Raw genomic sequence first — 13,149 nt, 5'->3', positions numbered from 1 at the left:
CACGGCACCGCCGTGTTCGAGGATTCACGCAACTGCAACGTCACGAGCGATCATGCGCTGGTCGCGCTCGAAGGCGTCGACGATCTCGTGGTCGTGGCGACCGCGGACGCCGTTCTCGTCTCGCGCCAGAAGGATGCCAACGGCCTCAAGCGCCTCGTGACCAGGCTCAAGACGGTCGCGCCGAAGGTGACCGAGGAGCATCTCAAGGTGCATCGGCCCTGGGGCAGCTACCAGTCGGTCGACAATGGCGAGCGCCACCAGGTCAAGCGCATCGTGGTGAAACCGGGCGGGCGGCTGTCGCTGCAGAAGCATCATCACCGCGCCGAGCACTGGATCGTGGTCCGCGGTGCAGCCCGCGTCACCGTCAACGAGACCGTGAAGACGGTGCACGAGAACGAGTCGATCTACATCCCGATGGGCGCGGTCCACCGGATGGAGAATCCCGGCAAGATCATGCTGGAACTGATCGAGGTCCAGACCGGCTCCTATCTCGGGGAAGACGACATCATCCGGATTGAAGACGACTATCAACGCTCCTGATGCGAGCGAAAGCGTCTCTGTTACGCTATGGTCGGTTCGCATGAGGCGGCTGCGCTGCACCTGCCGGCCACGATGTCGCTATGGAGTTTGTCATGACCGACGACACCCACACGATCCGGAGCGCCGGCCTCACCGCGACCATCAAGGCGCACGGCGCCGAGATGTGCTCGCTGAGGCATAAGGACGGCACCGAATTCGTCTGGCAGGCCGGCCCGGCCTGGGCGCGCCATGCACCGTTGCTGTTTCCGATCGTCGGGCGCCTCGCCAATGACGAAATGCGGTATCGGGGCAAGACCTACCGGATGACCCAGCATGGCTTTGCGCGCGATAGCCAATTTGTCTGGGCGGAACGTGGCGAGAAACGGTGCAGCCTCGTGCTCGAAGACAGCGAGGCGACGCGCGCGCTCTATCCGTTCGCGTTTCGGCTGACGGCAGCCTATACGATCGACGATGCTGGTCTCGATCTCTCACTCACGGTCGTCAACACCGGCGAGGAGACACTGCCGGTGTCGCTCGGTGGCCATCCCGCCTTCAACTGGCCGCTTCAACCGGGAGTGCCGAAGGAGAGCTACGTACTCACCTTTGCAAACGAAGAGCCATCCCCGGTTCGCCGGGTCGAGGGCGGACTCCTGCTCGCGGCAACGGACCCGAGCCCTGTCAGAGGCGAATTGCTTCCTCTATCGGAATCCCTGTTCACCAACGACGCCGTCATCATCGACCCCATCAACAGCGATGCGGTTCGCTATGCAGCCGGGCAGGGCGCCGGGCCCTGGCTCAAAATGTCATGGCGCGGCTTTCGCGAACTCGGCGTCTGGTCGAAGCCGACGGGCGCGCCGTTCCTCTGCATCGAGCCCTGGCGCGGCTATGCCAGCCCCAAAGAGTTCGACGGCGAATTCAGCGACAAGCCGGGCCTCATGCACATCGCACCGGGCGCGGCCGAAGAGCTGTCGTATCGGATCGAGGTCGGATCGTCCTGAAGCGATTCACGCGCCGGCGCTGCGGCCGTTCAACGCAACGCGTGCCGCAGCGACGGGCTCTGCGCGCGTCACCTTGGCTGCCGAAGTGGTCAGGCGATGCGCCAGAGCCTGCGCGTGCCGCTCGACCAGATGCCAGGTCGCGCGTGCGACGAGATAGCTCAGTGCTGCCGTGACGACATAGGCGAGCAGCAGCGACGCCAGCCCGTCCATGAACGGCCAGACCTCATGCAGGCCGTAGATCACCGCGAAATGTGACAGATACATCGAATAGGAGTTGCGACCGAGCGCCTCGATCGGTCCCCAGTGGAGCGCGAGGCGGATGCAGCCGGCCACGCCCGCGCCGAGCACCAAATTGATCATCAGATAATTGAACTCGTGCGAACCGGTCGCGCGGTCGGCGACGTAGGACAGCGCGATGAAGCCTGCGAGGATCGCTGCGTCCGATTTCGCAAATCCGTCGCGCAGTGCGAAGAACAGCGCGCAGCCGACGAGGAAGACCGGCAGCTGGTTCAGGAAGCTGATGTGCAGCGCGTTCCAGACGAAGGCCTCGTGGCCGGGCCCGTAATAGGCCGAGAATAGCGCGAAGGCCCACGGCTTGAACAGGCAGACATTGACGAGATGCAGCACGATCGCGAGCGCGAGATACAAATGGCGGCGCGATCCGAACGCGGTGATCACGAACGGGAAGACGAGATAGAACATCATCTCGGCCGCGATCGACCAGTCCCCCGGCACGACGCTGTTGATGCTGTCCGGCCAGAAGCCGTGCAGGAACGTCGCGGTCAGGATCACCTGCAGCGGTCCGATTCCGTTCGGTGCGTTGGCGCTCGGTCCGGTGCCGTTGATGAACAGGTAGACCGGGATCGCGAGCCAGAACAGCGGCGCGATACGCAAGGTACGGCGGATGTAGAATTTGCGCGTCGGGTTCGTCTCGGTACGCCGTGTCCACATCAGGCACATCGTCATGGCGCTGACGAAGTAGAACACGTTGACGCCGGTCCAACCCCACACGAAGGCGTAATCGACGGCGTGGATATTTGATGGAAATGATTGTGAAACGTGGATCGCCATCACGCCGACGATGGCGAGACCGCGCAGGACGTCGAGGCTGTGCGAACGACCGAAGGGCGTTGCGCCTCCGTCGGTCCGACCGGCAGCCAACCGGGCCTGCCCCTGCATCACGCCTGCTCCGTGGTCTCGCGTTGCTCTGGCTCTTGCGATGCGAAAGCATAGAGGCGCGGCCGGCCAAACCGAAGCGGAAGCCTTTCTTTACGTTAACCAGGGGTTGAACCCGGATTCGGATGAGCGGGATTGTTGGTGCCGAGGATGACGGTGAGCACGGCCCGGTTCAACGATGCGCTCAGTGAGAAGTGTGGGCCAACTCATAGTTAATACTTCAATACCGTGACCAATATTGTTTGGGCAGCATAACAAGCCTAGTATTCGGCAGGCAATTCGGGGGCTCGAATAAGCCGTGAATTTTCGTTCACAGGACAGCGCATCGCGCGACCACCTGAATCTTCAGGGCGCGTCAAACGCACACAGGACATCCAACATCGTGGCTGCTTCCGCACTTCAGGAATTGCGTCCCATTGGGCGCGAGCGATTGATCGTGGTCGAAGACGACCCGGTGACCCGGACGATGCTGGTCGATTACTTCAGCGAGAACAATTTCGACGTGATCTGCGCCGGTACCTGCGCGGAATGTCGCCAGGCATTGCGTGCGCGCACCGACCTCGTCTTCCTCGACGTGCAGTTGCCCGACGGCGACGGCTTCGAGCTCGCCAAGGAGATCCAGGCGACCAGCAATGCGGGCATCATCTTCGTGACCCGCCGCGACACCGACGTCGATCGCATCCTTGGTCTCGAGATCGCCGGCGATCACTACGTCACCAAGCCGATCAATCTGCGCGAGCTGCTGGCGCGTGCGCGCAGCGTGCTGCGGCGGCGCTCGATCGACCGCAAGGCGGCACGCAACCACAATTCGATCGCCTTCGGCGACTGGATCATCGACCTGACGCGGCGCGAGCTGCTCGGCAGCGACGGCAAGCCGGTGGCGCTGACGCGCGCCGAGTTCGACCTGCTCGCGGCGCTCGTCGGCGCGGACGGCCGGCCGCTCAGCCGCGACTATCTGATCGAGGTCGTCAGCAACCGCCAGGCCGAGGTCGACATCCGCACGGTCGATGCGCTGGTGGCGCGGTTGCGTCGCAAGCTCGTCGGCAGCGGCACGCCGGTCATCGTTACCGTCACCGGCATCGGCTACAAGCTCGCGCTCGCCGAGCGGCTCTAGGCGCGTAGCGCTGAGGCAACTTGGCGCCGGGTCAAGTCGCTGACCGGCCTCGTTTGGTTCAGCCGCCTCGGGGCGAACGTTGTTTCAACGTGAGGCCGTCCGTTTCCACCTTGCCTCGATGCGGGCCTTAATAAGGCTGATCCGGGCCTCGTGCGCAGTCCAATAGGCTCGGCTTGCGGCCGCCGTCCCTCGGCGGTAGCGCGCATAGACGTCCCTGGGCTGTGTCATCTTGGACCGTGTTTGCGTCTTTTGAGGTCGCACTGATTTCGTTGCCGGCGCCACCGCCGCCGTTTCCGGGGCCGGTACGGCCGGTGGGATGGCCGCAATGTGGGTGACTGCCGCCGCCGAGTTCATGGCGAGAAGTCGGTTGCGGGCACGATTGCAATAGATCTGTGAACGAGAAGTCATCTCCTCCTCGTCGCGGCCCGCCCGATATTTCATCAGCGTGCGGCAGAGGTCCCCGCCGGCAAGACGCCATGCGCGGCTGAGATGAAGCACGCCGTAATGGATGTTGAGGTCCGGCTCCGCGAGTTCGGTCGCGTTCCCCTTGAACCCGAGCGTTGCTGCGGTCTCGAGCCGTACCTGCATCAGGCCGAGTTCGCCGGCGCTGCCGATCACGGCTGAGTTGTAGCCGCTCTCGACGAAAACGACGGCCTCCGCGATGTCGGCGGGCAGATTGGTCCTCGCGGCTTCCCTTTCGATGATTTTCCGGATCTCGGCTCTGGATGTCGTCGTTTCGCCTGCGCCGAGGTCGGCGTCATAACTGGCAATCGCCGATGTCGTGCCGAGGTCATCCTTGACGCTGTCTTGGGCCTGCGCGCAGGTCGATACAGAAAACAGCACGGCGACCACGACGTGCTTCCACATCGCGTGAGGAGCAGAACGTGCCGGGTTCCGTCGCATGCAGCACGTCGTACATCTTTCGAGTTAACAACCGATGTGCCGCGGGCACGCCGATACGCGTCTCGGTGGTTAACGTGCGCGCGAGACCTGGTCCGTGGACGTCCCCTGAATGTTGCCGGGCGAGAGCTGGTCGTCGACCGCGTAGAGCGTGCAGGTGGGCGACCATTTCATGCAGGCCGCGAGCGAATCGCGTTGCGCGTCGTCCACGGTGTTGCGTCCCGAGCGCCAGCCGTAGCCGCCATTCGGCGACACCGCAAAAGCCTTGTGCGGCATCGTGCTGGCGAGATAGTGGGTGAATTCGGCCTTCGCAGCGTCACTGAAATGGCCCGGCGGCGGCAGCGGGTCGGGCGGGCTCAGCACGTCGTGGGCGAGCCCGCGCTCGCGCAGGAAGGCATCGACATAGGGGGTCCATTGCGGGCGGGCCACGACCGAATAGAGATAGTGGCCATCATCGCCGTAAGGCGGGGCGGCGATGAATTTTGCGTTAGCGCCATTGGCGCGAAACCCATCGTAGAAGCGGCGCGCGAGATCGGGGTCAAAATAGGAATCGTTGGTCGCGTAGACCCACAGCATCGGCACGCGCGAGGTCTTGCCGAAGCTGGCGAAGGCCTGCGCCAGGCCATCCTCGTTGCAGACGTCGTCATCGTCGCGCGAGCCGCGGCCGCCGGCGAAGCTGATCGCGGCGACGAGACCGGGAGGCGCCTGCGCGGTCAGCGCCACGGTGGCGAGCCCTCCGGCGGAATGGCCGGCCGCGATCATGCCCGTTGTGGTGACATCGGCCCGGCGCGCCATCGCATCGATTGCGGCGCGTAAGTCAGCAACCGCAACGGCTGCCGCCGGCAAATAGGCGGCGTTGGCACAGCCGCCGACGCTGTCGACGCGCCCGCCGGGCGAGCTGCCATAGCCGCGCCGCATCACGATCAGCGCGGCAAAGCCGCGCCGGGCATATTCCAGCGCGATGCCGTAATATTTGTGGGCCGACATTGTCGCGCGGTCGTCGAAGCTGCGCGGCGAGCCGTGGCTCAGCAGCGCCAGCGGATAGCGCTTGGTCCCGGCCGGGCGGACCAGAAAAGCCTCCAGTCCCTGCGGCCCTGCCTCTGCCATCGGGATGCGCAGATCCTCGGTGTAGAACTGCGCCGCGCGCGCGGGCGCACCGGCCAGAGCGAGGCCGGCGATCAGCAGAAGCAGCTTGCGCGAGAGGATCATGGGGCGAGTCGAGGGGCCGGGACACCTCGAACTGTAGCATGATCTTATGAAGGTCGGGGGCGGCCGGCCGGGGCAGCGGGTCGGACGCGTGTCGTCAGCGCACCGCACTCGGAGCGGCGAACAGTTGGGTCCCGTCCGTTGCGTCGCTGTGGAGCGCCCGCATGATCCGCCGCTTCACCTTGACGAGGTCATGATCCACGGCCGCATAGCGCAACATCAGGTTGGGCTCGACGTCTGCCGCCCCGACATGGCCCGGGGAGGGAAATGCCAAGGAACTGGCGAGCAGCACCGCCGTTGCGAGAACAGTCATATCCGCATTCATAGACTCAAATGCGGCCATTTGTTGCCGGCGTTAACCGGGAGCTTTTGGCTTGGCGGGTGCAAGCCCAATGCTATGGTGCGAAAGAACCCCAATTTTTCAAGGACGAGGATATTTCAGTGGCTGATGTTCATCCCGCGGCGGGCAAACTGGTTTCGCCGGACGCGCTCGCCAACATTCCGCGGCTCGTGACGGCCTATTTCGCCAACAGGCCGGATGCGGCGGACCCGGCGCAGCGGGTGGCGTTCGGAACATCCGGCCATCGCGGCACCTCGCTCAAGAACAGTTTCAACGAGGGCCACATCCTCGCGACCACGCAGGCGATCTGCGACTACAGACAGGAAAAGGGGCTGACCGGTCCTCTCTTCATCGGCATCGACACCCATGCGCTGGCCGAGCCTGCGCTCGCGAGCGCTGTGGAGGTGTTCGCGGCGAACGGTGTCGACATCATGATCGACAAGGACGGCGGCTACACGCCGACGCCGGTGATCTCGCACGCGATCCTGACCTGCAACAAGGGCCGCACATCGGGGCTCGCTGACGGTGTCGTCGTCACGCCCTCGCACAATCCACCGGAGGACGGCGGCTACAAATACAATCCGCCGCATGGCGGCCCGGCCGACACCGATGCAACCTCCGTCATCGAGAAGCGCGCCAACGCCTATCTCGTCGACGGGTTGAAGGGCGTGAAGCGCATCGACTATGCTAGGGCGCTGAAATCGTCGACCGTCCACCCTTACGACTACATCACGCCTTACGTCGCCGATCTCGGCAATGTCGTCGATCTCGAGCTGATCAAATCCGCCGGCATCAATATCGGCATCGACCCGCTCGGTGGTGCGGCCGTGCATTACTGGCATCCGATCATCGAGCGCTATGGGCTCAAGGCCACCGTGGTGAACGAGGCGATCGACCCGACCTTCCGCTTCATGACGGTGGACTGGGACGGCAAGATCCGCATGGACTGCTCCTCGCCTTACGCGATGGCCAGCCTGATCGCGATGCGCGACCGCTTCGACGTCGCGTTTGCGAACGACACCGACGCGGATCGCCACGGCATCGTGACGCGCACGGGCGGCCTGATGAATCCGAACCATTATCTGGCGACCGCGATCTCCTATCTGTTCGCGCACCGCCCGAACTGGGACGGCAGTGCTGCGATCGGCAAGACCGTGGTGTCGAGCTCGATCATCGATCGCGTCGCCAAGAAACTCGGCCGCAAGCTGGTGGAGACCCCGGTCGGCTTCAAATGGTTTGTCGACGGGCTCCTCACGGGCGGCTTCGGCTTCGGCGGCGAGGAGAGTGCAGGGGCCTCGTTCCTGCGCCGCGACGGTACGGTGTGGACCACTGACAAGGACGGCATCATCCTCGGCCTGCTCGCAGCCGAGATCATGGCCAAGACCGGCCGCGATCCCAGCCAGCTGTTCAATGATCTCACGGCGGAGCTCGGTGTGCCCCACTACGCGCGCATCGACGTTGCCGCCACGACGCCGCAGAAGAACATCCTGAAATCCGTCACGCCCGAGCAACTCGGCCTGAAGGATCTCGCCGGCGATCCCGTCCGCGCCACGCTGAGCAAGGCGCCGGGCAACGGCCAGTCCTTTGGCGGCATCAAGGTCGAGACCGATTTCGGCTGGTTCGCGGCAAGGCCCTCGGGCACCGAGGATGTCTACAAGATCTACGCCGAGAGCTTTCGCAGCACCGAGCACCTGAAGAGAATCCAGCAGGAAGCTCAGGCCGGGTTGGCGAAGGTGTCCGGGGCTCAGGGCGCAAAATCAGGTTGAAGTTGTATACATCCAGATACATAAAGGTAATTAGGTCGGGTAAATTAGGCCTTGAACGATTCCGTTCCTCCTTTTATGTATACATAACGCATACATAAGCCTCGGGAGATCGCCGGTGACAAAACCCTTCCCCATGAACGCCTGGTACGCCGCCGCCTGGGACGCGGAGGTGAAGCCGGCGCTGTTGCCGCGGACGATCTGCGGCAAGCACATCGTGATGTACCGCAAGGCCGACGGCTCGGTGGCAGCTCTCGAGGATGCCTGCTGGCATCGGCTGGTGCCGCTGTCGAAAGGCCGGCTCGAAGGCGACACCGTCGTCTGCGGCTATCACGGCCTCAAATACAATGCGCAGGGCCGCTGCACCTTCATGCCCTCGCAGGAGACCATCAATCCGTCGGCCTGCGTCCGCGCCTATCCCGTGATTGAGCGTCACCGCTACATCTGGCTCTGGATGGGCGATCCCGCGCTCGCCGATCCCGCGCTCGTGCCCGACATGCACTGGAATCACGATCCGGCCTGGGCCGGCGACGGCAAGACCATCCGCGTCGCCTGCGACTACCGCCTCGTGCTCGACAATCTCATGGACCTCACCCACGAGACCTTCGTGCACGGCTCCTCCATCGGCAATGAGGCGGTCGCCGAAGCGCCGTTCGACGTCACGCATGGCGAGAAGACGGTGACCGTGACGCGCTGGATGCGCGGCATCGAGGCGCCGCCGTTCTGGGCCAAGCAATTGGGCCAAACCGGTCTCGTCGACCGCTGGCAGATCATCCGCTTCGAGGCGCCGTGCACCATCGCCATCGACGTCGGCGTGGCGCCGACCGGCACCGGCGCGCCCGAAGGCGACCGATCGCAGGGCGTCAACGGACTCGTGCTCAACACCATCACGCCGGAGACCGAGAAGACCTGTCACTATTTCTGGGCCTTCGTCCGCAACTACCAGATCGGCGAGCAGCGCATCACCTCTGAAATCCGCGACGGTGTCTCCGGCATCTTCCACGAGGACGAGCTGATTCTCGAAGCGCAGCAGCGCGCGATGGACGAGAACCCGGACCGCATCTTCTACAACCTCAACATCGACGCCGGCGCGATGTGGACGCGCAAGCTGATCGACAAAATGGTGGCGAAGGAAAACCCGCCAACACACCTGCAGGCCGCGGAGTAGGGCAAGTGAAAGCAGCGCCCGAGCGTGAGGTCGACCGCTCCGTCTCGCAGACCGTGAAGGCGCAGCTTGCGCTGCGCGACCAGATCCTGTCGGGCTCTCTGCGGCAGGGCGAGCGCATCTCCGAGCTGCAGGCGGTGGAAACGACGGGCGCCTCGCGCACGCCGGTGCGCATGGCGCTGGTTCGGCTCGAGGAGGAGGGCCTGCTGGAGGCGATCCCTTCGGGCGGCTTCATGGTGAAGGCGTTTTCGGAGCGCGACATCTCCGATTCCATCGAGCTGCGCGGCACGCTGGAGGGCCTCGCAGCACGCTTCGCCGCCGAGCGCGGTGTCTCCGCGCGCGAGCTCGAGCCGCTGAAGGAATGCCTTGCAGCGATCGATGAGCTGCTGCGCCAGGTGCCGATCTCGGTCGAAGCCTTTTCGTCCTATGTCACGTTGAACGCGCGCTTTCACGCGCTGCTCACGGAACTGTCGCGCAGCCCGCCCTTGATCAGGCAGATCGACCGCGCCTCGGCGCTGCCGTTTGCATCCCCAAGCGGTTTCGTGATGGCTCAGTCGGCATTGCCTGAGGCGCAACAGATCCTGATCATCGGGCAGGAGCACCATCGCGTCGTGATCGATGCGATCGAGAACCGCGAGGGGGCGCGCGCCGAAGCCGTGATGCGCGAGCACGCGCGGCTCGCCGTGCGCAATTTGCGGCTCGCGCTGCGCAACCGCACCCATCTCGACCTCTTGCCGGCGCTCGCGCTGATCAAGACCGCAACCGATTGAGGGCAGCATGCGCTTCATCGAAACCTGGGTTCCGGCCACGCTCGTCTCGACGCGCGATCTTTCGCCCGGCATTCGCGAATTCCTGATCCTGCCCGACCAGTTCGACGGCGCCGCCTATCCCGTCGGCAGCCACATCAATGTCAGCGTCACCATCGACGGCCAGCCCGAGACGCGATCCTATTCGCTGGTCGGCGAAGCCTCCTCGCGTGGTCTTCGCATTGCGGTGCGCCGAGCCGAGGATTCCCGCGGCGGCTCACGCTACATGTGGCAGCTCGCGCCCGGCGCGCGGCTCGACATCACGCGGCCCGCCTCGCTCGTCGCGGTCGATTGGGCGCGCGAAAACTATTGCCTGATCGCCGGCGGCATCGGCATCACGCCGATCCTTGGCGCCGCGCAGGCGCTGGCGAGGCGCGGCGCTGACGTCGCCCTGCATTACGCGGTGCGCGGGCGCGCTGATGCCGCCTATCTCGACGATCTCGCAAGCCTGCTGGGCGACCGGCTGGTCGTCCATGCCAGCGATGAAGGCAAGCGGCTCGATCTCGACGCGCTGTTCGCCGCGTTGCCGAAGGGCTCACTCACGCTGTTCTGCGGCCCGATGCGCATGCTCGATGCCGCGCGTCACGCCTGGATCGGCGCCGGCCATCCGCTTCCCGACCTCCGCTACGAGACCTTCGGCTCCAGCGGTACGCTGCCGACCGAGACGTTTCGCGTGCGGCTGAAGGGCTCAGACGTCGAGCTCGAGATCCCGCGCGAGCGCTCGATGCTGGATGTCCTCAACGCCAGCGGCTTTGAGGTGATATCCGACTGCAAGCGCGGCGAATGCGGCCTCTGCGCGATCGACGTCGTCGCTGTCGACGGCGAGATCGACCACCGCGACGTCTTCTTCAGCGATCATCAGAAGCAGAGCAACGAAAAGATTTGCGCCTGCGTCTCCCGCGCGCGAGGCACCATCACGGTGGATACGCTGCTGCGGGCGGATGCGGTTTGAGGCAGCTGCTCGGGATCTATTTGGCGGCATGGACGGAGCCGCGGGCTCCTAGCCTCTCCCGCTTGCGGGAGAGGTCGCGCCGAAGGCGCGGGTGAGGGTTCTTTCCTCTGGGGGATTGTCCCGTTGCGGAGACACCCTCTCCCCAGCCCTCTCCCGCAAGCGGGCGAGGGGGCTCACCGCCGTCGTGGTCGTCACTCAGGTTCAATCTTAGTATCTGCCTACGCCGCGAAAATCGCCCGAAGCTTCTTCGAGTTGAGCAGCGCCTGCACGCCATCCGCCGACACCGGCCGGCCGATCAGATAGCCCTGTACTTCGTCGCAACTGATCTGGCGCAGATATTCGAGCTGGTCTGCGGTCTCGACGCCTTCGGCGACCACGTCGATGTCGAGGTCGCGCGCCAGCGAGATCACCGATTTCACGATGGCCGCGCAGTCCGGCTGCACCAGCATGTCGCGGATGAAGGACTGGTCGATCTTGATGCGGCTGAACGGCAGCTTGCGCAAATAAGTGAGCGACGAGAAGCCGGTGCCGAAATCGTCCAGCGCCACCGTGGCGCCGAGCTCCAGCAGCGCATTCAGGATCGAGGCGGCCGAGCCGTATTTCGACAGCAGCATCGATTCCGTGATCTCGATCTCGAGCCGGTGCGGGGCGACCTTGGCGTCGGCCAGCGCCTGCACGATGGTCTGGAGAATGCTCGCGTTGTGAAACTGCGCCGCCGAGAAATTGACGGCGACCCGGATGTCCTCCGGCCAATCCGCAAGCGTCGCGCAGGCGCGGCGGATGACCCATTCGCCGATCTCGTGGATCAGCCCGGTCTCCTCGGCGATCGGAATGAATTCGCTCGGCGGCACCAGTCCGCGCGAGGGATGCTGCCAGCGCAGCAGCGCCTCGAAACCGGTGATGCGGTTTTCGCCGAGATCGAGGAACGGCTGGAACACCAGAAAAAGCTCGTCGCGCGCGACGGCGCCCGCGAGGTCCGCTTGCAGCGCTTTTCGGTCGCGCGAGGCCTTGTCGTCGGCCTCCTCGAAGAAGCAGACCGTGCCTGGTCCGGCCTTCTTGGCCCGATAGAGCGCGGCATCCGCATTCTTCATGATGTCGAGCGGCGTGTTGCCGTCGCGCGGCGCCAGCACGATGCCGACGCTGGTGGCGCCAAAGATCTCGCAGTCTTCGATCAGGAACGGTTCAGTGAAGGTCGCGACGAAGCGCTCGGCGATCTCCAGCGCATCTTCGGGGCGGATCAGATTGGCCATCACCAGCGCGAACTCGTCGCCGCCGATGCGCGCGACGTGCTCGGCCGCGCGGGTGCAGCGCTGCAGGCGGTTTGCGACCTGGACCAGGAATTCGTCGCCGGCGGGATGGCCAAAGCGGTCGTTGACCTCCTTGAAGCGATCGAGGTCGAGCAGCAGCACGGCGAATTCTTCGCCGGACAAAGCGAGGCGCTTGAGCGCGCCATCGAGCGTCTCGTTGAAGGCGACGCGGTTTGGCAGCTGCGTCAGCGGGTCCTGCCGGACGGTGCGCTCGGCCTCGATCTGCCGGATCACGCGGCGCGCGAAGGCGAAGGAATTGACAAACACGGCGCGCAACAGCACGGTCCCGTAGACCATCACCAGCACCGCCATCAGCACATAGGCGGGATCGCCGTCCTGGCCGAGGCAGATCGCGATGCCGATGAAAATCGGCGTCGTGAACGCAATCGCCGCGATCGGGATGGTGGCGAAGGCCAGCGCGCCGCCGGCCAGCATGCCCGAGCACAGGCAGGTGATGACGAGCTGGCCGCCGGTGGAGGCGTTGGCGAAGAAGGCGACCGGCACGATGCCCCAGGCCACACCGAGGATGAAGGCGTTGCGCACCAGCCGATGGATCGCCCGACGCGAGACGAATTGCGGCCTGGTGATGCGGCGCGAGGCATGGGATTGCAGGCCGAACGCAATGGCGGCGGCGGCCACGATCACCGCCCACCCGAGCGCAAACTTCCAGTCCGGCGAGTGCCAGAGTGCGACCGCGAGCACGGCGGCGTTGCAGGCGTTCGCCAGCATGATGCCGACCGAATAGCCGAGCACCAGGGACATCTGTTCAGCGCGGATATGGCCCGCGACGGCTTCGTCGGTTGCGGGACCGCCAAAGACGGACAGATCGCCGGCAAACAGCCGCGCGGCATAATTGGTCAGTTGAGTCCGCATTCCAGCGCCTGCAGCAGCATGGGCCGTTTG

The 13,149-nt window shown here is 64.8% G+C and carries 12 protein-coding genes; 7 read left to right on the top strand and 5 right to left on the bottom strand.

All coding sequences use genetic code 11. The features are described 5' to 3' along the window. Positions 1-540: cupin domain-containing protein (locus ABIA96_RS03870; RefSeq protein ID WP_354135685.1), on the top strand; the 540-nt coding region annotated here is incomplete at its 5' end. A gap of 92 nt (positions 541-632) precedes the next feature. Next, the gene (locus tag ABIA96_RS03865; RefSeq protein WP_354135684.1) at positions 633-1,517 is read left to right on the top strand and encodes an aldose 1-epimerase family protein; all 885 of its coding nucleotides are present in this window, start codon (positions 633-635) and stop codon (positions 1,515-1,517) included. A gap of 6 nt (positions 1,518-1,523) precedes the next feature. On the opposite strand, the gene ABIA96_RS03860 is transcribed toward ABIA96_RS03865, so the two are convergent. Continuing rightward, a complete protein-coding gene (locus ABIA96_RS03860; protein ID WP_354135683.1) occupies positions 1,524-2,696 on the bottom strand; it encodes an acyltransferase family protein in 1,173 nt (390 codons plus the stop codon). A 295-nt stretch (positions 2,697-2,991) separates the two neighbouring features. Between ABIA96_RS03860 and ABIA96_RS03855 the strand changes: the two genes are divergently transcribed. Beyond that, the gene (locus tag ABIA96_RS03855; protein ID WP_502918793.1) at positions 2,992-3,807 is read left to right on the top strand and encodes a response regulator; all 816 of its coding nucleotides are present in this window, start codon (positions 2,992-2,994) and stop codon (positions 3,805-3,807) included. An 84-nt stretch (positions 3,808-3,891) separates the two neighbouring features. Here the strand turns inward: ABIA96_RS03855 and ABIA96_RS03850 are convergent, their stop codons facing one another. The 3 genes from ABIA96_RS03850 to ABIA96_RS03840 form a co-directional block, all read right to left on the bottom strand. Further along, on the bottom strand, positions 3,892-4,659 hold the full coding sequence (locus ABIA96_RS03850) for a transglycosylase SLT domain-containing protein (protein WP_354135681.1): 768 nt from the start codon (positions 4,657-4,659) through the stop codon (positions 3,892-3,894). Between the two features lie 120 nt (positions 4,660-4,779). Beyond that, complete coding sequence (locus ABIA96_RS03845) at positions 4,780-5,916, bottom strand: alpha/beta hydrolase family protein (RefSeq protein ID WP_354135680.1); 1,137 nt, start codon at positions 5,914-5,916, stop codon at positions 4,780-4,782. A 94-nt stretch (positions 5,917-6,010) separates the two neighbouring features. Then, positions 6,011-6,226, bottom strand: a complete 216-nt coding sequence (locus ABIA96_RS03840; RefSeq protein WP_354135679.1) for a hypothetical protein — start codon at positions 6,224-6,226, stop codon at positions 6,011-6,013. A 128-nt stretch (positions 6,227-6,354) separates the two neighbouring features. Here ABIA96_RS03840 and pgm point away from each other — a divergent pair, with 128 nt between their 5' ends. From pgm to ABIA96_RS03820, 4 genes are all read left to right on the top strand, one after another. Next, the gene (gene pgm, locus ABIA96_RS03835) at positions 6,355-8,019 is read left to right on the top strand and encodes a phosphoglucomutase (alpha-D-glucose-1,6-bisphosphate-dependent) (RefSeq protein ID WP_354135678.1); all 1,665 of its coding nucleotides are present in this window, start codon (positions 6,355-6,357) and stop codon (positions 8,017-8,019) included. A 115-nt stretch (positions 8,020-8,134) separates the two neighbouring features. Beyond that, positions 8,135-9,184, top strand: a complete 1,050-nt coding sequence (locus ABIA96_RS03830) for an aromatic ring-hydroxylating dioxygenase subunit alpha (RefSeq protein WP_354135677.1) — start codon at positions 8,135-8,137, stop codon at positions 9,182-9,184. Positions 9,185-9,189: 5 nt separating this feature from the next. Then, positions 9,190-9,951 carry a GntR family transcriptional regulator gene (locus ABIA96_RS03825; protein WP_354135676.1) on the top strand — a complete coding sequence of 254 codons (762 nt, stop codon included), beginning with the start codon at positions 9,190-9,192 and terminating at the stop codon, positions 9,949-9,951. A gap of 7 nt (positions 9,952-9,958) precedes the next feature. After that, positions 9,959-10,939, top strand: coding sequence for a PDR/VanB family oxidoreductase (locus tag ABIA96_RS03820; protein WP_354135675.1), 981 nt, complete (start codon positions 9,959-9,961; stop codon positions 10,937-10,939). Positions 10,940-11,157: 218 nt separating this feature from the next. Here ABIA96_RS03820 and ABIA96_RS03815 read toward each other — a convergent pair whose 3' ends face one another. After that, the gene (locus ABIA96_RS03815) at positions 11,158-13,119 is read right to left on the bottom strand and encodes a putative bifunctional diguanylate cyclase/phosphodiesterase (RefSeq protein WP_354135674.1); all 1,962 of its coding nucleotides are present in this window, start codon (positions 13,117-13,119) and stop codon (positions 11,158-11,160) included. Between the last annotated feature and the right edge of the window lie 30 nt (positions 13,120-13,149).

The sequence above is a fragment of the Bradyrhizobium sp. LB11.1 genome, assembly GCF_040549385.1.
Lineage (GTDB): Bacteria > Pseudomonadota > Alphaproteobacteria > Rhizobiales > Xanthobacteraceae > Bradyrhizobium.
This window is presented reverse-complemented; position numbering and strand designations above follow the sequence as displayed.